This window comes from Mesorhizobium sp. M0522 (assembly GCF_040321085.1).
Lineage (GTDB): Bacteria > Pseudomonadota > Alphaproteobacteria > Rhizobiales > Rhizobiaceae > Mesorhizobium.
The window spans coordinates 41,318-61,941 of record NZ_JAMYQW010000026.1; the positions used below are offsets into that span (position 1 = coordinate 41,318).

Annotated in this window: 17 protein-coding genes; 7 read left to right on the forward strand and 10 right to left on the reverse strand. The window is 62.7% G+C overall.

Going from position 1 to position 20,624, the window contains the following annotated elements:
- Positions 1 to 144 precede the first annotated feature (144 nt).
- From NKI58_RS24180 to NKI58_RS24190, 3 genes are all read right to left on the reverse strand, one after another.
- Entirely contained in the window at positions 145 to 444 is a 300-nt protein-coding gene (locus NKI58_RS24180) for a hypothetical protein (RefSeq protein ID WP_352646745.1), read from the reverse strand.
- A gap of 94 nt (positions 445 to 538) precedes the next feature.
- Complete coding sequence (locus NKI58_RS24185) at positions 539 to 1,939, reverse strand: ArnT family glycosyltransferase (RefSeq protein ID WP_352787379.1); 1,401 nt, start codon at positions 1,937 to 1,939, stop codon at positions 539 to 541.
- Between the two features lie 208 nt (positions 1,940 to 2,147).
- Positions 2,148 to 3,320, reverse strand: coding sequence for a helix-turn-helix transcriptional regulator (locus NKI58_RS24190; protein ID WP_352787383.1), 1,173 nt, complete (start codon positions 3,318 to 3,320; stop codon positions 2,148 to 2,150).
- Positions 3,321 to 3,574: 254 nt separating this feature from the next.
- Here NKI58_RS24190 and NKI58_RS24195 point away from each other — a divergent pair, with 254 nt between their 5' ends.
- From NKI58_RS24195 to NKI58_RS24205, 3 genes are all read left to right on the forward strand, one after another.
- Positions 3,575 to 3,973, forward strand: coding sequence for an NADH:ubiquinone oxidoreductase subunit NDUFA12 (locus NKI58_RS24195; protein ID WP_352458848.1), 399 nt, complete (start codon positions 3,575 to 3,577; stop codon positions 3,971 to 3,973).
- A gap of 171 nt (positions 3,974 to 4,144) precedes the next feature.
- Complete coding sequence (locus NKI58_RS24200) at positions 4,145 to 4,627, forward strand: DUF2155 domain-containing protein (RefSeq protein ID WP_352787388.1); 483 nt, start codon at positions 4,145 to 4,147, stop codon at positions 4,625 to 4,627.
- 88 nt (positions 4,628 to 4,715) lie between these two features.
- Positions 4,716 to 5,084, forward strand: a complete 369-nt coding sequence (locus tag NKI58_RS24205; protein WP_352458853.1) for a hypothetical protein — start codon at positions 4,716 to 4,718, stop codon at positions 5,082 to 5,084.
- A gap of 83 nt (positions 5,085 to 5,167) precedes the next feature.
- Here the strand turns inward: NKI58_RS24205 and aat are convergent, their stop codons facing one another.
- The 6 genes from aat to NKI58_RS24235 all read right to left on the reverse strand — a co-directional run bounded on the left by aat (position 5,168) and on the right by NKI58_RS24235 (position 10,515).
- A complete protein-coding gene (gene aat, locus NKI58_RS24210) occupies positions 5,168 to 5,785 on the reverse strand; it encodes a leucyl/phenylalanyl-tRNA--protein transferase (RefSeq protein ID WP_023674821.1) in 618 nt (205 codons plus the stop codon).
- A gap of 15 nt (positions 5,786 to 5,800) precedes the next feature.
- Positions 5,801 to 7,144: an acetyl-CoA carboxylase biotin carboxylase subunit gene (gene accC, locus NKI58_RS24215; RefSeq protein ID WP_023674822.1), complete on the reverse strand. Its 1,344-nt coding sequence runs from the start codon at positions 7,142 to 7,144 to the stop codon at positions 5,801 to 5,803.
- A gap of 19 nt (positions 7,145 to 7,163) precedes the next feature.
- Entirely contained in the window at positions 7,164 to 7,622 is a 459-nt protein-coding gene (gene accB, locus NKI58_RS24220; protein ID WP_023674823.1) for an acetyl-CoA carboxylase biotin carboxyl carrier protein, read from the reverse strand.
- A gap of 26 nt (positions 7,623 to 7,648) precedes the next feature.
- Complete coding sequence (aroQ, locus tag NKI58_RS24225) at positions 7,649 to 8,083, reverse strand: type II 3-dehydroquinate dehydratase (protein WP_352755278.1); 435 nt, start codon at positions 8,081 to 8,083, stop codon at positions 7,649 to 7,651.
- A 163-nt stretch (positions 8,084 to 8,246) separates the two neighbouring features.
- Positions 8,247 to 9,050 (reverse strand): DsbA family protein, encoded by an 804-nt coding sequence (locus NKI58_RS24230; RefSeq protein ID WP_023674825.1) that lies wholly within the window; start codon positions 9,048 to 9,050, stop codon positions 8,247 to 8,249.
- Between the two features lie 70 nt (positions 9,051 to 9,120).
- Positions 9,121 to 10,515, reverse strand: coding sequence for a M48 family metalloprotease (locus tag NKI58_RS24235; RefSeq protein ID WP_352472763.1), 1,395 nt, complete (start codon positions 10,513 to 10,515; stop codon positions 9,121 to 9,123).
- A gap of 145 nt (positions 10,516 to 10,660) precedes the next feature.
- On the opposite strand from NKI58_RS24235, the gene NKI58_RS24240 reads away from it, so the two are divergent.
- Both NKI58_RS24240 and NKI58_RS24245 read left to right on the forward strand, forming a co-directional pair.
- The gene (locus tag NKI58_RS24240; RefSeq protein ID WP_352699919.1) at positions 10,661 to 11,809 is read left to right on the forward strand and encodes a pyridoxal phosphate-dependent aminotransferase; all 1,149 of its coding nucleotides are present in this window, start codon (positions 10,661 to 10,663) and stop codon (positions 11,807 to 11,809) included.
- An 11-nt stretch (positions 11,810 to 11,820) separates the two neighbouring features.
- Entirely contained in the window at positions 11,821 to 12,768 is a 948-nt protein-coding gene (locus tag NKI58_RS24245) for a glutaminase (protein ID WP_352593829.1), read from the forward strand.
- A gap of 197 nt (positions 12,769 to 12,965) precedes the next feature.
- Here the strand turns inward: NKI58_RS24245 and NKI58_RS24250 are convergent, their stop codons facing one another.
- Complete coding sequence (locus tag NKI58_RS24250) at positions 12,966 to 15,947, reverse strand: Rne/Rng family ribonuclease (RefSeq protein ID WP_352787398.1); 2,982 nt, start codon at positions 15,945 to 15,947, stop codon at positions 12,966 to 12,968.
- A 666-nt stretch (positions 15,948 to 16,613) separates the two neighbouring features.
- On the opposite strand from NKI58_RS24250, the gene NKI58_RS24255 reads away from it, so the two are divergent.
- Positions 16,614 to 17,876, forward strand: coding sequence for an N-acetylmuramoyl-L-alanine amidase (locus NKI58_RS24255; RefSeq protein WP_352593831.1), 1,263 nt, complete (start codon positions 16,614 to 16,616; stop codon positions 17,874 to 17,876).
- 214 nt (positions 17,877 to 18,090) lie between these two features.
- Positions 18,091 to 20,547, forward strand: a complete 2,457-nt coding sequence (locus tag NKI58_RS24260) for a penicillin-binding protein 1A (protein ID WP_023679927.1) — start codon at positions 18,091 to 18,093, stop codon at positions 20,545 to 20,547.
- The last annotated feature ends 77 nt before the right edge of the window (positions 20,548 to 20,624 follow it).

A 20,624-nucleotide genomic window follows, 5' to 3' on the forward strand; every position in this document is an offset into this window, starting at 1 on the left:
TATCCTCGCTCTGTCGTTGGAAACCACCCTCCGGCTAGACAGCAGCATTTGTTCGATGGCGGTTCATCGCCCGCACGGGGGATGAACCGCGAAACATCGGGTCGGCCCAGCGACGTCGAGCCGCCGTCCTTTCGGATTGGATATCTACTGCTTCACGACGCCTTTGGTTGTCGCCTTCGGCGCGACGACCTTGGGCTTGGGGGTTTTCGGGCCGGGGTCGACTACCAATGCGGCCGTGCAGGAGCATTTGCCCGAACCGCAGTTCAGGTCGCCCTTGCACATTTTGGAATGCCGCATATCGGTGCAGTCGGCCGTCCCGGAGCAGGAGCAACTGCCTTGCCCAATCGTTCCGGACTGACATTTGAAGCTCCATGCCGGATCGGCGGCAAGGCCGGCCACAGCGAGCGATAAGGCAAAAAGCGTCGTCGAGATGAGCTTGCGCATGAATACCTCCCGGTTCTATCGAGCGATGGAACCACGAAGCAGCAACGCCTTCATCTCCCGCGCGGGGGACGAACTCGCATACCGGTGACGATCGTCAATGCTGTCCCTTCAGCACGACGAGATAGCCGCGTTCGACGCGAAGCCGGAACGCGATTTGCCCTGCAGTGCCGGGATCCTTGGAAACCTTGTCGATGACATAGCCGCTGGGATGCGAGCCAAGCCATTCTTCCGGTTTGTCGGTGATTTCGAATGGCTTTTGCAACCGGGCCAGGAAGCCGACTTCGCCTTGATAGTCGAAAGCCACGGCCCAGTCCGCATCCTTTCGCTCGTTGATGAAGTTGGCGAGCGGCGTCAGATCATAGCGTTTGAACGCGGTTGCCGATGCCACCGCGTGGCCGATGCCGAAAATGACAAGCATGACGATGGCCGAGCTCTTCAGCCTGGCGAGCGGGATCTCCGCCATGAAATAGCCGAACAGGATGACCACGAACGGCAACATCGGCACGACATAATGAGGCTGCTTGCCGGATATCGCGCTGAACACCAGAAACACGGCAACGAACGAGAATGACAGCAGGCGCAAGGCGCGCAGATCCGGCGACTTCGCGTCGATCAGGCTGCGTATCCGCGTGCGCAGCTTCAACCGCCACACCTCGGGTATGAAGATCCACGGTATGAACATGACCGGCAGCAGCAGCAGATAGAAATAGAACGGCCGGCCGTGCGAATTGCGCAAATTGCCGGTGACGCGCCCCGCCGACTGGTTCCAGACGAGATCATAAACGAAATTGCCTTTTGTCAGGATGGTCGCCGGCACCAGCCAGATCGCCACCGGAATTAGTGCGGCGAGCAGGGCCAGGCCCACTCCAGCGAGGAAGTTCGGTGTCGTCAGTCCCGCCCGCCCGTCGCGCCAGAACGGGTAGAACAGGATGGGCGCGCCGATATGGATCAGCACCACCGGGCCTTTCGTCAGCACGCCCATGCCGATGAACAGCCCGGCCAGAACGGCCTGCCAGCGGTTGCCGCTGCGGGCAAAGGCAATCAAAGACAACAGCGCGGCGAGCACAAAGACCGTCAGCAACAGGTCGAACAGGATCAGCGTCGAATAGATGACGAACACGCTGCTTCCGGCAACCAGCCAGGGGATGCGCCGCGCGATGTCGTCGCGGCCCGGAAACAGGGTCTTTGCCAACGCCGTCGTCAGCCAGATGACGAGCGAGGAGGCGGCGAAGATGACCAGCATCGCCGTCGGCCGGCTGGCGCCGAAAATATTCCAGACAAGGTCGATAAGCCAAAACAGCAGTGGCGGCTTCTGCAGATAGGGCGCGAAATTCATCGTCGGGACGAAGATCTGTCCGCTCAGATACATTTCCCAGGTGACGCTGAGATATCGCGTTTCGTCGACGGGCAGCAGTGGCCGGAAAGCGACCGCGATTACGATCAGCCCAAGCAGAAAGAGGTAGGGGAGCAGCCGCTCGGTAGATGTCGGTGTCAAAGATCGAGATCCGCGCCAGAAACCATTTTCATTCCAGCCGAGCATAGTGCCGCGTTTCTGGACCGCGAACGACCGCACCATGATTTTGGCCGAATTGCAACGATGCCGGTTTCGTTTCGCAGATTTTGCGGACGATGGTCTCAAGGGCTTGAAAAACTTGCCGGCCGAGTCTTCTGGACCGCTGCCGGTCCGGGGAACCTGAGCAAAATCACCTGGAGCGCAAGGGTAAGCGCAAGGGTGGCGACAATTCGCGCATCAACAGTTCGAGCTCGCGCTGATCGCCTGTACCGGTCTTGTCGAAGATCGTCGCCAGCTGCGACTTGACGGTGCCGTCCGAGACGCCGCCGGCCGCGGCGATTTCCTTTCGCGTCAGGCCGGCGGCAACGTGACCGGCGACGCGCCTTTCTGCCGCGGTCAATCCGAACAGCGCCGCAATGGCGTCCAGCGCCGGGATTGGTGCCGAACCGGCCGCCGCGATGAAGATCGCTGCAGCGGCGCGCTGCGAGATGCGCGCCGAGATCTCACGCCGCGCCAGCGGCATCACATGGGCCACCGCCGGAACGGCCGTCTTGGCCAGGGGAATGTTGATGCCGCAAGGTCCGAGCGCGAATTCGTCGCGCGTGCCGAGCTGGACGGCGCGGCCGATCGCGGCATTGGCATTGGCATAGGTGAAGGAAAGCTGGCCGCGCACACAAGCAACCGAAATGTTTTCGGCGAGCAGCGCTTCGGCTGATGGATTGGCGAAGATGATGGTCATGTCTTCGGCGACGATCAGCACCGGATGGTCGAGGCTTTCGATGATGGAGCGGAAGATTTCGGCCTTGCGCCGCTCGGCCTCGAACAGGTCGCCGATGGTCACCGCGCGCCGCACATGCGGTGCCAACAGGCAGACAAGCTCGATATCCTCGCGGGAAATCTGGCGCCTGTCCTTGTCGGTAACCACCATCAACGTGCCGATCCGGGTCGGCCGCTTCATCAACGCCACCCAGAAGAAATCGTCCAGGCGGTTGGGTTGCACCCATTCGCGCACGATGCGGCTTTCGAGCCATCTCTGTCGCGTATCCGGGCCTTGCAGGGCGTAGATCGAATCGACGGTGAACGGCACGTCGATCTCCATCTTGGGAACCGCCGCATAGAAAGGCACTTGCGAGCCGTAGTCATGCTTCAACGGCTCAAGAACTGCGGGATCGCCGCAAGACACCGAAAACCGCGCGGAGCTGCTGATCGTGTCGATGACGGCGAGCATGGCAAGCTGGCCTTCCGCCAGGTTGCAGATGGCCTCGAGTGTCGCCTGCCAGCGGTCGACGTCGGCAATCGAATCGTAGATCGCCTCAACGACCTGCGGCAACGCGCGACCGGCCGTGCCCGCCAGCGATGACATGAGCCCCTCTCATTTGCCGTCCTTGAGGCAACGAAGCTTCAACTCCTAGAATAACGCTGCGTAAGGTTGCCAACAACCCATTTCATGTGCTTCGGGCGGCCGCGAAAATGACATGATCGTTTCGCTTCCCGCCACCCATTTGCTCCTCGGTTGCGGCAAGACGCTTGCCTTCGCAATGCCGTGACGCCATAAGCAGGAACAGGCGCCGCAGCCGCCGCGAGGACTTGCTTCAAGGACTTGCCACGAGGATTTGGATGAAAACTTTCCTTCTGCAGTTTTTCACCTGGTGGAATAGCCAGACATTGGGAACGCGCTTCCACACCTGGCGGCACGGCAAGAAGGTCGGGCAGGACGAGGTCGGCAACGTCTACTATGAGGGCGGCGTCGATTCGGAAGGCCGCACCCGTCGCTGGGTCATCTACCGCAACTATTCGGAAGCCTCGGCGATCCCGCCCGGCTGGCACGGCTGGATCCATCATCGTGTCGACGTTGCGCCGCCAAGCGAAGACTACAAGCCACGCGACTGGCAAAAGCCGCATGTGCCGAACCTCACCGGCAGCCCCGCGGCCTATCGCCCGAAAGGCTCGGTGCTGACCAACCAGCATCGTCCGCAGGTGACGGGCGACTACGACGCCTGGACGCCTGGTTCGTGATCGATCGCCGCGACACGCGCGCGGTCCCCACGGGGGCGGTCCCCACGAGGGCGGTCCCCACGAGGGCGGTCCTTTGTCGCCACAATTGCTGTTTAGCTGTTTGCTGATCCGACAGCAGCAACTAGCCTTGGCGTTAAGAGAATCACCCGGGCGCAAACCACCGGACCTTGCATGAGCATGTTCAGCCGAATTTTGACGGGCGGATTAACCGGGGTCGTTCTCGCTTCTATGGTGGCGCTTGCTACTGCGCAGGAATTGGCGCCGCCTGCGCCGGACGCGTCGGTGGCGCCTGCAGCACCCGCAGTATCCGAGCGCATCACCAATCCCGTCGCTGAATTCGCCGGCATCGACAAGATCACCGGCCGTATCATCACCTTCGATGTCTACATCGACGAGACGGTGCAGTTCGGCGCTTTGCAGGTGACGCCGCGCATCTGCTATTCGCGGCCCGAAAACGAAGAGCCGAAGACGGATTCGTTCGTCGAGGTCGACGAGATCACGCTCGACCGGAAAATACGCCGTATCTTCACCGGCTGGATGTTTGCCGAAAGCCCCGGGATCAACGCCGTCGAGCATGCCGTCTATGATATCTGGCTGAAGGGCTGCAAGCAGAAGTCCGACGTGCCAGCACCCGCCGCCCCCAAAACCAACTAGAATCTGTCAGCGCGCGGCGGATACCGCCTCTTGCGGAACCGCCGTGTTGCCCGAGCGTTGGTGCCTCTCTACGGAGGAGGTTGCCATGATGATGGCCAACAAGAACGAACTTCTCGACATCGAAAGGGGATTCTGGAGCGGCGGCGCCGACTATTTCAAGGCCAATGCCGATACCGAATGCCTGGTGGCCTTCCCGCAGATGGCGCGGGTGATGAGCAATACCGATCTGGCCGCAACTGCCACGGACCCGAACCGCTGGCGCGATCTCGACATCGATCTCAAGGGCATCATCGAGCCGGGCAGCGACATCGTCATGCTGACCTACGAGGCGCGTGCGACGCGGCAAGATGGCGAAGCCTATGCGGCGCTGGTCAGCACCGGCTATGTCCATCGCGTCAATGGCTGGAAGATGATGTTCCACGCACAGACGCCGCTGGTGACGGCAGCAAAAGGCTGACCGGCCGCAAGAGCAATTCCGGGAAAGTGTGAACGGCTTTCCGTCCGGAATTGTGTTTCTGTGAAACGATGAACCATACCAGTTTATGGAAAAAACACGGCCTCGCCCTTCAGCGCCTCGGCCAGCATCTTCTCGTACTTGCCGCGCGGCACGTCGATTGCACCGAAGCGTTTGAGATGCTCGGTGGTGAACTGCGTATCGAGCAGTGCAAAGCCACGCGCCTTCAGGCGTTCGACGAGGTGAACCAGGCAGGCCTTTGACGCGTCGGTCTCCCTGGCGAACATGCTCTCGCCGAAGAACACGCGGCCGAGCGATACGCCGTAGAGCCCCCCGACCAATCGGTCGTTGTGCCAGGCCTCGACCGAATGGCAATGGCCCATCCGATGCAGCTCGATATAGGCTTCGCGGATCGGCGCGTTGATCCAGGTCGACCGCCGTTCCTCGCGCCTTTCGGCGCAGGCCTCGATCGTCGCCTCGAAGTCGAAATCGATGCGGAACTCGAACAGGTTCTTGCGGATCGTCTTTCTCAGGCTTTTCGGTATGTGGAACCCGTCGAGCGGAATGATGCCGCGCGTCTCCGGTCGCACCCAGAATACTTCGGGGTCATTGGCGCTTTCGGCCATCGGGAAGACGCCGGAGGCATAGGCTTTGAGCAACAGGTCGGTCGGGATGCGATAACCGGGTGCGTAGGGACGGGTCATCGCTTCGCCCCTGTGTCACTCGCCTTCGGCCAGGTATTTTTCCAGCCAGTGGATATCGTAGTCGCCATTAGCGATGTCGGCGTTGCCAACGAGGTCGCGAAACAGTGGCAGCGTCGTCTTGATGCCGTCGACGACGAATTCGTCGAGCGCGCGCCGCAGTCGCATCATGCATTCGACGCGGTTGCGGCCATGCACGATCAGCTTGCCGATCAGGCTGTCGTAGTAGGGCGGGATCTTGTAGCCGGAATAGACGCCGGAATCGACACGGATGCCGAGGCCGCCCGGCGTGTGGAAATGGGTGATGGTGCCCGGCGAGGGGGTGAAGGTGCGCGGATCCTCGGCATTGATGCGGCATTCGATGGCATGGCCGTGGAAGCGGATGTCCTCCTGGCGCACCGAAAGTCCGCCGCCCGAGGCGACGCGGATCTGCTCGTGCACGAGGTCGATGCCGGTAATCGCCTCGGTCACCGGATGTTCGACCTGCAGGCGCGTGTTCATCTCTATGAAATAGAACTCGCCGTCCTCATAGAGGAATTCGATGGTGCCGGCGCCGGAATAGCCGAGATCGGCGATCGCCCTGGCGCAGACGCCGCCAATATGCGCGCGCTCTTCGGCATTGAGCGCCGGCGAGGGCGCTTCTTCCCAGACCTTCTGGTGGCGGCGCTGCAGCGAGCAGTCGCGCTCGCCGAAATGCACGCCGCGCCCGGCGCCGTCGCCGAACACCTGCACTTCGATATGGCGCGGCTTCTGCAGATATTTCTCGATATAGACTGCGTCGTCGCCGAAGGCCGCACCCGCCTCCGAGCGTGCCGTCTGCAGCGCCACCTCGAGATCGGCCTCGCTACGCGCCACTTTCATGCCGCGCCCGCCGCCGCCGGCCGACGCCTTGATGATCACGGGGTAGCCGATCGCGGCGGCAATGCGCTTGGCTTCCTTGTCCTCGGTGACCGCGCCGTCGGAGCCGGGCACCACGGGAATGCCGAGGCGTTTTGCGGTACGCTTGGCCTCGATCTTGTCACCCATGATGCGGATATGGTCGCCGGTCGGGCCGATGAAGGTGATGTTGTGCGCGGCGAGGATGTCGGCGAACTTGGCGTTCTCCGACAGAAAACCGTAGCCGGGATGCACCGCGTCGGCGCCGGTGATCTCGCAGGCGGCGACGATCTGGTGGATGTTGAGATAGCTGTCGCGCGACGGCGGCGGGCCGATGCAGACGCTCTCGTCGGCGAGACGCACATGCATGGCGTCGGCGTCGGCGGTCGAATGCACCACCACCGTCTGGATGCCGAGCTCCTTGCAGGCGCGCAGCACCCTGAGGGCGATTTCGCCGCGATTGGCGATGAGGATTTTCTGGAACATCTTTCGCCTGTTCCCGGCTCTACTCGATCACGACGAGCGGCATGCCATATTCGACCGGCTGCGCATCTTCAAACAGGATCGCCGTCACCGTGCCGGCGCGCGGCGAGGGTATCTGGTTCATCGTCTTCATTGCTTCGATGATCAGCAGCGTCTGGCCTTCCTTGACCTTCTGGCCGATTTCGATGAACGGCCTGGCGTCGGGCGACGGTGCCAGATAGGCGGTGCCGACCATCGGCGAGGCAACGGCGTTCTTCGACACGTCGGGCGTCGCCGGCGCGGCCGCTGCCGCAGGCTGCGCGGCTGCCGGAGCATAGGCCGGCTGAGCTGTGGCGACGGCATGGACGGCCGGGGCCTGCCGCGAGACGCGCACCTTCAGATCGCCCAGCTCGACCTCGATCTCGGTCAGGTTGGTGTCGTTCAGTATGCCCGCCAGATCGCGGATCAGCTGCTGGTCAACACCGTTCTTCTTTATCGACATTTTCGAGCCTTCTGTTTGTTGGCCGGTCATAGGCGTGCAGCCAGCGCCTGCAGCGCCAGCGTGTAGCCGAGCGGCCCGAACCCGCAGATCATGCCGACGGCGACCGGCGCGACCGTGGAGACGTGGCGGAATGGTTCCCGCGCGTGGATGTTGGAGAGATGCACCTCAGCGACCGGCAGCGGCGCGACAGCGCGGATGGCATCGTGAATGGCGATCGAGGTATGGCCGTAGGCGCCCGGATTAATGACGATCGCGGCGGCCTTGTCGGCGGCCTCCTGGATCCAGTCGACGAGGTCGCCCTCATGGTTCGATTGGCGGAAATCGATCTCCAGCCCAAGTGCGGCACCTGCCTGCTTGCAGTCGTCGGCGATCGCGGCAAGCGTCTTGCCGCCATAGATGCCCGGCTCGCGCTTGCCGAGCGCGTTGAGATTGGGGCCGTTCAGGACGAAAACCGTTTTCAAAATATGCCGACCTTTCCCGGCGCGGCTAAGCCGGCGCGCCGGACCCTCTATAATGGGCATAGACGCTGGCGAAAAGAGCGCAAGTGCGTTCTTTCGCCGTCCACAACAGCCGGAAAACGGCCCGTGCCGGAAACCCGCAGCCTAATCGAAACCCGAATGCTGATCAGAGCGCGGCCTTCGCCGCCTCGATCTTTTCGGCCAGCACTTCCTGGCCAAGCGCGCCGAACACCACCTCGTTGCCGACGACATAGGACGGCGTTCCGGTGATGGCGAGCTTGGTGGCGAGGTCATAGGTCTTGGAGAAGGCCTCGGTGATGCTCGGGTCCTTCATCTTTTCGCGCAGCGCCGCCTCGTCGGCGCCGAGCGACAGCGCCACCTTGATTGCCGCCGCCTCGGTGGCGCGCCCCTGGCCGCCGAGCAGCGCATTGTGGAATTCGCCGTATTTCTCCGGCTTCATCAAATGGAAGGCCATCGAGACGACGCTCGCCTTCTGCGAATCCGGGCCGAGGATCGGGAACTCCTTGAGTACGAAGCGCAGGTCCGGATCGGCCTTGGTCAGCGCGCGCATGTCGTCGATGGCGCGTTTGCAGTAGCCGCAATTATAATCATAGAATTCGACGATGGTGACCTTGCCGTTCGGATTGCCGACAACACCGTCAAAGGAGGAATTGAAGATCTGGTCCTTGGCGTCTTTGATGACGCCGAGACTGGCGACGCGCTGTTCTTCCTTCTGCTTGGCCTCGAGTGCCTGCTGTGCCTCCAGAAGCACTTCCGGGTTCTTCAGGAGATAGTCGCGGACGATGCCTTCGACTTCGGTGCGGTCGAGCTTGGTACCCGAGGACGCCGTCTGGGCAAGCTGCGCCGTGCCGGCCTTCGCCGTCTGCGGATTGCCGGCGACGAAGCCGAATGCCAGCATGGCGAGAGCCGCTGCCACTCCGGTAGTGCCCAGCAGAATTGCCTTGGTCATGATCCTCGATCCTCTTGCCCGTGTTCCGGTCCGCTCGCTTTGGCTGTGTCGCAGCCTGCGTCCGAAAGGTTCACTTCTTCTTACCTGATGGTGCGTAGTTTATAATGTCCTGCGCGCGAAGCCAGCCCGGCTCGCCCCGCTTCATGCTCTGCTGCGCCCGCATGGCGAAGATTTTCGCATTCTTGTAGTCGCCGGAATAGAAATGCCCTTCGGCGGTTGCAAGCTCGGCGGCCGGGATGTTGCCGAGTTCCCCGTAAGCCTGTGCCAGATAGCGGTATCCGGCGGCGTTTTCGCGATCCCGTCCGAGGCCGGTGTTGATCTGCGCCACCGCCTTCTTCAGCGAATCCTGCGTGCCGATCGCCATCAGCGCCTGGCCGTAAGAGACCGGCAGCAGCCCCGATCGCGCCGGATCGAGGCTGACCGACTTGGCATAGGCGTCCGCCGCATCCTTCGGCCGGTTCGCCTTCATCAGGATGTCGCCGCGTAATTCCTGGAAATAGGGATTTTTCGGCTGTTCCTTGATCAACGCGTTGGTCTTGGTGAGCGCCGACGCCAGATTGCCGAAAAGATAGGTCATCTGCGCGTCGCCATAGCGTGAGGCGAGGCTGCCGGGGTTCTTGCGCATCAATCGCGACGCCGCCGCCTGGCCCTGCATGTAGGCGGCGATCTTGATGCGCATCATGTCGTGGCGCTGCTGCAGTGCCGGCGGGTCGACCTTGTCGACGTAAGGGCTCTGCTTCACCAGCACTTCGAGATTGGCGATACGCTCCTGCGGCATCGGATGGCTGATCCTGTAGGGATCGACTTGCGCGCCCGAGAGCGACAATGCGTTCTGGAAGCGGCCAAACGTCTTCAGCATGCCCATGCCGGACTGGCCGGTTGCATTGAGATAGGTGATCGCCGAACGGTCGGCGGTCATCTCTTCGGTGCGCTGATAAGCGAGGATACTGCGTTGCGCCATCTCGCCGCCGCCGGCCACCACGCCCATGCCGGCGCCGGCGAGACCGCGGCTGTTGCTGGTGGCGCCGGCCACCATGGCGCCGGCGCCAAGCAGCGTCGCCAGGATCGCCATCGTCTTGGCGCGCTCGAGCTGTTCTCGCAATTTCTGCTGGTGTCCGCCGGCGATATGGCCGGCCTCGTGGGCAATGACGCCAATGATCTCGTTGGGCGTTTCGGCCGTCATCAGCGCGCCGGTGTTGATGAACAGGCGGCGGCCGGCAACAAAGGCGTTGAAGCTCTGGTCGTTGACCAGCACGATGTTGATGGCGTCGCCCGACAAGCCCGCCGCCTTGAAGATCGGCCGCGCGTAATCGCGCACCAGCGCCTCGATCTCGGCATCGCGCACAACCGGCACATTCTGCGCAAAAGCATTGACCGAGCCGGCCATGGCGACCACCGCGGCAAGCGAAAGCGTCGCGAGGGCGCGCGCTGTCCTGGCGATCGTCGATTTGGGTCGGCTCAACATGGCAGGTCCACTGGTAGACGAGTGGGCGAAGGATGAAAAGTCGGCAGCCTAAACTTACCGAACTTGTGATCCCCACACCAATCGGGCATTTGTGCGGCGCGGCCAGCATGGCCGGCACGTGCGGACAAGTGTGGTGGATTGAAAAATGGTTGTTTCGCTTTCGCGCCGCGGCGCGGTCGAACCGTTCCATGCCATGGACATCCTGGCCGAGGCGAATCGGCTGAAAGCCAAGGGCCTGCCGGTCGTTTCCATGGCCGTCGGCCAGCCTTCCGATCCGGCGCCGGCCGGGGTTCGCGAAGCGGCGGCCAATGCCTTGAAAGCAGGCCGCATCGGCTATACCGACGCGCTGGGCCTCGCCGGCCTGCGCAAGGCGATCGCGGCGCATTATGGCGAGCACTACGGGCTTGACGTTTCGCCCGAGCGGATAGCCGTCACCACCGGATCGTCGGCTGCCTTCAACCTCGCTTTCCTGGCAATGTTCGATCCAGGCGACCGCGTCGCCATCGCTGCGCCCGGCTATCCTGCCTATCGCAACATCATGGCCGCGCTCGGCATCGACGTCGCCGAGATCGAGTTGGACGGCGCCGCCTATCTGCATGCCGAGCACCTGCAAGCCGCGCATCGCGAAAAACCGCTGAAGGGCGTGCTGTTCGCCAGCCCGGCCAACCCGACCGGCGCGGTCATTCCCGCCGGCGATCTCGAGGCGCTGGTCGAGACGGCGCAAGAGCTCGGCATCGCCGTCATCTCGGACGAAATCTACCACCGGCTGGCCTATGCGGCGCCCGACACGACGGCGCTTGCTTTCGGCGCGGATGTGACGGTGATCAATTCCTTCTCGAAATATTATTGCATGACCGGCTGGCGCATCGGCTGGATGGTGCTGCCGCAGGAACTGGTGCGGCCAGTCGAGCGCATCGCCCAGAGCCTCTACATCTCGCCGCCCGAACTGTCTCAGATTGCCGCGATCGAGGCATTCAAGGCGACGCCAGAGCTGGAAGCGGTGAAGGCGCGCTATGCCTGGAACCGCGAGCTCCTGATGCAACGCCTGCCGGAGCTCGGCTTTGCTTTGGCCGCGCCGATGGACGGCGCGTTCTACGCCTTCTGCGACGTCACCAGGCACACCAATGACAGCATGGCGTTTGCGCGCCGGATGCTTGCCGAGGCGCATGTGGCTGCGACGCCGGGCCGCGATTTCGACCCGCTGCAAGGCCATCGTACGATGCGCTTTTCCTATGCCGGCAGCCACGACGACATGGTCGAGGCGATGGCGCGTATCGAACGCTGGCTGAAGTAGCGGGTGCGACGATGCCGGAGTTTGATCAGGCGCCCCAACTCGAACATGCGTTGCGCGAGGTCGCTGCCGAAATGGCGGAGCGTACCGATCGCGGCGACGTCGCCAGCTATATTCCCCAGCTCGGCAAGATCGACCCGAAAAAATTCGGCATTGCCGCGGTGACCAATGACGGCCGCGTGCTGACCGCGGGCGATGCCGACGAGGCGTTTTCGATCCAGAGCATCTCAAAGGTGTTCACGCTGACGCTGGCGCTCGGCAATGTCGGCGACGCGCTGTGGCAGCGGGTTGGGCGCGAACCTTCGGGCAATCCGTTCAACTCGATCGTCCAGCTCGAGCACGAGAACGGCATTCCGCGCAATCCATTCATCAATGCCGGCGCCATCGTGGTCTCGGACATCCTGCTTGCCGGCCATCAGCCGCGCGAGGCGATCGGCGAGATCCTGCGCTTCATCCAGTTCCTGGCCGATGACGACACCATCATCATCGACCGCGAGGTCGCGGCGTCCGAACGCGCCACCGGCTTTCGCAATTTCGCACTTGCCAATTACATGAAATCGTTCGGTAATCTCAATCACGCGCCGGAGCTGGCGCTGGGCGTCTATTTCCACCATTGCGCTATCGCCATGAGCTGCCGGCAACTGGCCCTGGCCGGCCGCTTCCTTGCCAATGGCGGCAAGAACCCGGCGACCGGGCATTCCGTCGTCTCGGCAGAGCGCGCCCGCCGCATCGGCGCGATGATGCTGACCTGCGGCCACTATGACGGCTCCGGCGACTTCGCTTTCCGCGTCGGCATTCCCGGCAAGAGCGGCGTTGGCGGCGGCATATTGGGGATCGTGCCGGGCGTCACCTCGCTTGCCGTCTGGTCCCCTGGCCTCAATGCCAATGGCAATTCGAGGCTGGGGTCGATCGCGCTGGAAAAATTGGCGAAGACGATGAACTGGTCGATCTTCGCGCCATAAGCATTTTGCAGCCAAATGGAATCATTTGGCGTCCGCACAAATGCGGCAAAACAAACAGTTAGAGCGGAATGCCCCATTCAATTTGAATGCATTCCGCTCTGGTGCCTGTCGCCTGAATTGGGGCAAAAAAATCCCGCGCAGCCGATCGGCAGCGCGGGATTTTTTTAATCAGAAAGTCTGGCTAATGCACGGAAGGCTTAGAAAAAGCCCTTCCGTTGCCACCAGCCGGCACGCTTCGGCTTGTCCTCGGCCTTTGCTTCCTCGGTCTTTGCCTCGTCGGTCTTTGCCTCGTCCGGGACGATCGAGGAGACGACCGGCACGACCGGAGCATCCACCGGTACGGGCTTGCGCCGCGACGGCCGGACCTTCGGCGTTTCCTCGGCAGCCGCCGCTTCGGTCTCCTGCGAAGCCGGCGCAGCGGTCTCGCCGGAAGCCACGGAGGCGGCCTCGGCAGCCGATGTCTCGGCGCCCGCAATCTCGGCAACTGCTTCCGCCGCAACCTTCTTCGGCTTGGCGGCACGGCGCGGCTTCTTCGGCTTTTCGGCGCTCGGCATGTCGTCGTTCGCCGGAGCAAGCACCGCAAGCTCTTCGGCCGGCGGCGCACCTTCCGGCTCGCCGATTACGGGCTCTGCTTCCGACACGGCACCTTCCGTCGTGGCGGTGGGCTCGCCGGGGGCAGCTTCCAAGCCGTCCTCGCCGTCCTCACGGCGATTGCGCTTGCCGCCGCGCTTGCCGCGCCGGCGCTTCTTGCCGTGACCGTCGTCCGCCGCTTCCGCCGTTTCGGCAACACCGGCCGGCGTTTCACGTTCCGCTTCGGCGCCTTGATCGCCGGCGGCTACGAAGGCATCGTCTATCGGCGCCGAAACGGAAGCACCTTCCACAGCAGCGCCATGCTCGCGATCGGCGTGTTCACGTTCCCCGTGTTCACGATCCCCGTGTTCACGATCCTTGCCGCCGCGCCGTCTGCGGCGCTTGCGGCGCTTGCGATCGCGGCCTTCGCCGTCCTCGCCGGACCTTGGCTGCTGCGGCTGCTGGGCAGGGCGTGGCTGCTCGGCCTGCACCGGTGCCTCGTCTTCCTCTTCGATGACGATCTCGTCCTCGGGTTCTTCCGGCTCGACATAGGCCGGGAACGTGCGCGCCTCGACAAAGCCTTCCGGCTTTTCGGCCAGCGCGCCGCGGAAGATGGCATAGTGTTGTGCACCGACCGCGTCATCGGCTTCGATGGTGATGGTCACGCCGAAGCGGTGCTCGAATTCCACCAGCGTGCCGCGCTTGTGATTGAGCACATAGAGCGCGGTCGCCGCCGGCGTCCGCACCGTGATGTGGCTGCGCGAATCCTTGAGCAGGAATTCCTCGATTGCCCGCACCACCATCAGCGCGACCGACGAATCGGAGCGCACATGGCCGGTGCCGCCGCAATGCGGGCAAGGCTTCATGGTCGATTCCAGCACGCTGGCACGGATGCGCTGGCGCGACATCTCCATCAGGCCGAAATGCGAGATGCGGCCGACCTGGATGCGGGCACGATCGTTCTTGAGGTGATCCTTCAGCCGCTTCTCGACGGAGCGGTTGTTGCGGTTCTCCTCCATATCGATGAAGTCGATGACGATGAGGCCGGCGAGATCGCGCAGCCTCAATTGCCGGGCGACTTCCTCGGCGGCTTCCAGATTGGTGTGAAGTGCGGTGTCCTCGATCGAGTGCTCCTTGGTGGAACGGCCCGAATTGACGTCGATGGCGACCAGCGCTTCCGTCTGGTTGATGATGATGTAGCCGCCGCTCTTCAGCGTCACCTGCGGCTGCAGCATGCGGTCGAGCTGCGCTTCGATGCCGTTGCGCACAAAGATTGGCGTCGTGTCGCGGAACGGCTGAACCACCTTGGCGTGGCTCGGCATCAGCATGCGCATGAAGTCCTTGGCTTCACGGTAGCCTTCTTCGCCGGAAACCAGGATCTCGTCGATATCCTTGTTGTAGAGGTCGCGCACCGAGCGCTTGATCAGGCTGCCTTCCTCATAGACCAGGGCAGGGGCCGTCGATTGCAGCGTCAGATTGCGAACATTTTCCCAAAGTCGCATCAAATATTCGTAGTCGCGCTTGATCTCTGCCTTGGTGCGGCTTTCGCCGGCCGTACGCAGGATGACACCCATGCCTTGCGGCACTTCGAGATCGGCGACCACTTCCTTCAGCCGCTTGCGGTCCTGCGCATTGGTGATCTTGCGCGAAATACCGCCGCCGCGTGCCGTGTTCGGCATCAGCACCGAATAGCGGCCGGCCAGCGACAGGTAGGTGGTCAGCGCTGCACCCTTGTTGCCGCGCTCTTCCTTGACGACCTGTACCAGCAGGATCTGCCGGCGCTTGATCACTTCCTGAATCTTGTACTGGCGGCGCACCGGCTTGCGGCGGTTGCGCACTTCTTCGAGCGCGTCTTCAGCGCCGACCGATTCGATCTCGTGATCGTCCGGATGCGAGGATTGCACCTCCTCCAGCATGCCGCGATCATTGTCTTCGGACGTCGCTTCGCCGCTTGTCTCGGCCCCGCTTGTCTCGACTTGTGGGACGGCTTCGGAGATTACGTCGGCATCGACGCTGGCAGCGATGGAACTCGATCCGCCTTCGGAAGGCTCGGTCTCGCCGCTATGCGCGACTTCTTCAATCTGTCCAGCGGCATCCTCGCTCTGTCCGGCAGTGTCGGACGTGGTGTTGTCGGCAACGGCATCCAGCTTTTCTGCGACGGCATCTTCGCCGTTCTCGCCATTCTCACCGTCGGCCGCGCCTGCCTCGCGCCTGTGCTCGCCGCGGTCGCGGCTCTTGCCGCCGCGCCGGCGTCCGCGCTTGCCACGGTCGCGGCTCTGGCGGTCCTCGCCTTCGGCTTCCTCGTCCTCTTCGTCCTGGGCTTCCTGTGCTTCCGCACGCAGCAGCGCCTGACGGTCGGCGACCGGAATCTGGTAGTAGTCGGGATGTATTTCACTGAAGGCGAGGAAACCGTGACGGTTGCCGCCATATTCGACAAAGGCTGCCTGGAGGGAAGGTTCGACGCGCGTTACGCGGGCGAGATAGATGTTTCCTTTGAGCTGCTTCTTGTCCTGGGATTCAAAGTCGAATTCTTCAATACGGTTACCGCGAACGACGACAACGCGTGTTTCCTCCGGGTGGGAGGCGTCTATCAGCATTTTGTTGGGCATTATTTCGTTTCCTCCCGGCAGCCGTCGGCCGCAGCTTGCAGGACACTGCCCGCTGCCGTGGACCTGGAACATGGGTGCCGGACAATTGAACGTCCGCCGGCCGCTGCCTGAGCGCCATGGCGGTGCCGCCCGCAGCCGTAGTGGCGCGGTTTGTTGCGGACCTTTCCATGATTGCGCTTGAAGCCATCGTCACCAGCAGAACCTTTTGAACCAAAGCCCGGAAAAAACCGGACCAGCTTGTTTGCTCATACAGAGCCGGCACGGGACAATCCCGGCCGTTTTGCTCACGCAGGCGATTCCCCCGCCACGGGAGCACGCCTGCGAAAATCGTCGCGATCACCGATGCCTTCTTCGCCTGAAGCGAAAGGAGCCGTCTTGCGTCTGACCTGTAGCAGGAAGCTGCGGAGGAGGACGGTTCCAGGATTGCAGTGATCCACCATCGCTTTTATGATTTGGCGGGTTGGAAGGCAACCCCGATTCCCGATGCCGGCAAAAAGCCGTTCCGCAGCGGAAGCCCCGGTTCCAAGCCTTCCATGAAAAGGCTTGGTTAACCTTCTCTGGATACCAATCGTTAATCGAGTTCGCGGCCTGCCAGCACTTTGACAAGCAATAGGGCACTTCGACAAGCGATCGGGCATGACGCCAACGGGAGCGATTGGTAGAAAGATGGGACTGGCAGGCTTCGCAGACAAGGGCCGTCATCATGGAGGCTGGTTCTTCCGCACCGCCTGCCTGCTGCCGCTGATCCTGGCTTGCCTGGTCTTTTCGCCGCTTTCGCGTGCTGCCGACGCACCGCTCGGTGCCATAAGCTACAAGATGGCCGGCGATGCCACCAAGATGCGTATCGTCATCAATTTCGACCGCGAGCCCGACATCAAATGGTTCCTGCTGCGCGGCCCCAATCGCCTGGTCATCGATCTCCCGGCCACGAGATTCGCCCTCAATGCCAAGGATATGAAGCCGCGCGGGCTTGTCCGCGCCGTGCGTTACGGCGGACTCGGCGAGGGGAAATCGCGGCTGATTCTCACCGGCAAGGGACCGTTCGCCGTCGACAATCTCGACGTGCTCAAGAACGATGACGGCAACGGCTACCGCATCGCCATCGACATGTCGGCGGCCTCGCAGCGGGAATTCGACGCAGCGCTCGCCAATCAGGCGCTGACCACCGGTTCGACGGTCTCCGCCGACAAGGCCGGCAGGGTCGGTACCGGGCCGGTCTCCAATCCGGGCCATCGTTTCACCGTCGTCATCGATCCCGGCCATGGCGGCATCGACGGCGGCGCCGAGGGCCTGAACGGGACGGTCGAGAAGAACGTGACGCTCGCCTTCGCCATGGAACTGCGCGACAAGCTCGCCGCCGGCGGCAAATACGACGTGTTCCTGACACGTGAGACCGACGTGTTCCTGCGGCTCGACGACCGCGTGCGCATTGCCCGCCAGCATGAGGCCGACCTGCTCATCTCGATCCATGCCGACACGATCAGCCTCAAGGGCATTCGCGGCGCAACGGTCTACACCGTGTCCGACAAGGCTTCCGATCCCGAGGCGCAGGCGCTTGCCGACCGTGAAAATCTTTCCGACCAGTTCGCCGGCATGGAGATCAAGGACGACAGCAAGGAAGTGACCGATATCCTGATCGACCTGATCCGCCGCGAGACGCATAATTTTTCGATGAGCTTCGCCCATACTCTCGTCGGACAGCTTTCCACCAGCGTCGGTCTGATCAACAACCCGCAGCGTTCTGCCGGCTTCAAGGTGCTGAAAGCGCCGGACGTTCCATCCGTGCTGGTCGAACTCGGCTATCTGTCGAACGCCAAGGACGAAGCGCAATTGCTCAGCGCCGATTGGCGCAACAAGGCGACCCAGAGCATAACCAACGCCGTTGCCCTATTTGCTTCGGCCAAGAGCGGAACGGGGGCCGGAGGCTGAAATGTCCGCCGGCGCCCACAACCTGAAGCAGCGTTGCACGGCGACAACACCCTGTGCTTTTATTTCCGGCATTCGAAACCGAAATTCCACGCTGCCGTATTTTGCCCACATGGTCGCGACATGGGTTTTGCGATTACGGTTTGGGATCGTCCCGAAAGCTTGCGCGAAGGGCGGCTTCGTTTAGGAAATTCCCGAACCAAGGACTGGAGCGGGTATGATTCGTCTCATTGGCTATTTCTTCGGCATCGGCACGACGCTGGCCCTTTTGGTCGCGGCGGGCGTGGCGATCTATATCGGCCATTTGTCGAAGGACCTGCCCGATTACGAGGTGCTGGCCAAATACGAGCCGCCGGTGACGACCCGCATCCACGCGTCGGATGGCGCGCTGATGGCCGAATATGCGCGTGAGCGGCGGCTTTATCTGCCGATTCAGGCGATCCCGGATCGTGTCAAGGCGGCCTTCCTGTCGGCCGAGGACAAGAACTTTTACAATCACCCCGGCATCGACGTGACCGGCCTTGGCCGGGCCATTGTCGTCAACCTGCAGAATGTTGGCTCGGGAAAGCGCCAGGTCGGCGCCTCGACCATCACCCAGCAGGTGGCGAAGAACTTCCTGTTGTCTTCAGACCAGACCTACGAGCGCAAGATCAAGGAGATGATCCTCGCCTTCCGCATCGAGCAGGCCTACTCAAAGGATCGCATTCTCGAGCTCTATCTCAACGAGATTTTCTTCGGCTTCGGCGCCTATGGCGTCGCCGGTGCTGCGCTAACCTATTTCGACAAATCGGTGAACGAGCTCACCGTGGCCGAAGCCGCCTATCTCGCCTCTCTGCCGAAGGGGCCGAACAACTACCATCCCTTCAAGCATGCCGATCGCGCCTTGGAGCGCCGCAACTGGGTGATCGACCAGATGGTCGAGAACGGTTACGTCACGCATGAGGAAGGCGAGAAGGCCAAGGCCGAGCCGCTCGGCGTCACGCCGCGCCGCACCGGCAACTATCTCTTCGCCGGGGAGTATTTCACCGAGGAAGTGCGTCGCCAGATCATCGCGCGCTATGGCGAGAATGCGCTCTACGAGGGCGGCCTTTCCGTCCGCACGACGCTCGATCCGAAGATGCAGCTGATTGCCCGCAAGGCCATGCAGAACGGACTTATGAAGTTCGACACGCTGCGCGGCTACCGCGGGCCGGTCACGAGCATCGACGTTTCCGGCGACTGGGGCGTGCCGCTGGGCAACGTCAAGCGGTTGGAGGACGTGCCGGAATGGTCGCTCGCCGTCGTGCTCGACAGCTCGGCCACCGGCCTGTCCATCGGCCTGCAGCCGACGCGCCAGATCTCCGGCGAAATCGTCAAGGACCGCGTCGAAGGCACTGTCAGCAAGGAAGACATGAGCTTCGCCATGCGCCACGTGGTCGACGGCAGGACCGTCAAGGCGAAGTCGCCCGCCGACGTGTTGAAGCCGGGCGACGTGATTTTCGTGCAGAAGAACGACGGCTCGGACAACAGCTACAGCTTGCGCCAGGTTCCCGAAGTGGAAGGCGGCCTGATCGCCATGGACCCGCATACCGGACGCGTCCTGGCCATGGTCGGCGGTTTCTCCTACGCGCAATCGGAGTTCAACCGGGCGACGCAGGCCATGCGCCAGCCGGGATCGTCGTTCAAGCCGATCGTCTATTCGGCCGCCCTCGACAATGGCTATACCCCCGCCTCCGTGATCATGGACGGGCCGATCACCATCCAGAGCGGCAACACGACCTGGACGCCCAAGAACTACGACGGAACGGTGGCCGGCCCGGCGACGTTGCGCTCCGGCATCGAGAAATCGCGCAATCTGATGACGGTGCGGCTTGCCAACGACATGGGCATGAAGCTGGTCGTGGAATATGCCGAGCGTTTCGGCGTCTACGACCACCTGGCGCCGTATCTGCCGATGGCGCTGGGATCCGGCGAGACGACGGTGATGCGCATGGTGTCGGCCTATTCGATCATGGCCAATGGCGGCAAGTCGATCAAGCCGTCGCTGATCGACCGCATCCAGGATCGCTACGGCAAGACCGTCTTTAGGCAGGACGAACGCGGCTGCTCGAACTGCAATGCCGCCGAGTGGCAGGACCAGCCAGAGCCGGAGCTGGTCGACAACTCCGAGCAGGTGCTCGATCCGATGACCGCCTACCAGATCACATCGATGATGGAGGGCGTCGTGCAACGCGGTACCGGCGCCACCATCAACGAGCTTGGCCGTCACATCGCCGGCAAGACCGGAACGACCAACGACGAAAAGGATGCCTGGTTCATCGGCTATACGCCGAACCTCGTTGTCGGCCTCTATATGGGCTACGATCAGCCGAAAGGTCTTGGCAAGGGCGCGACCGGCGGCGGCCTTGCCGCGCCGATCTTCAAGGATTTCATGCGCGTGGCGCTGGATGGCACGCCCAATGTCGACTTCAAGGTTCCGGAAGGCATGAAGCTGATTGCGATCAATCGCAAGACCGGCATGCGAGCCAACGCGGGCGACGCCGGAACCATCACCGAAGCCTTCAAGCCGGGTACCGGTCCCGCCGACAGCTATTGGGTGATCGGCATGGGTGCGGACGGCTCCAACGCCACCGGCGGGGCGCTGTCGCCGCAGGCCAACCAGGCCATCCAGTCGGGCGGCGGCGGGCTCTACTGACAATCGCTACATCGGGTCGGGCCGACTTGACGATGATGGTCGAGCCGGCCCATTCCGCTTTACAGGGGCCGGTGCCG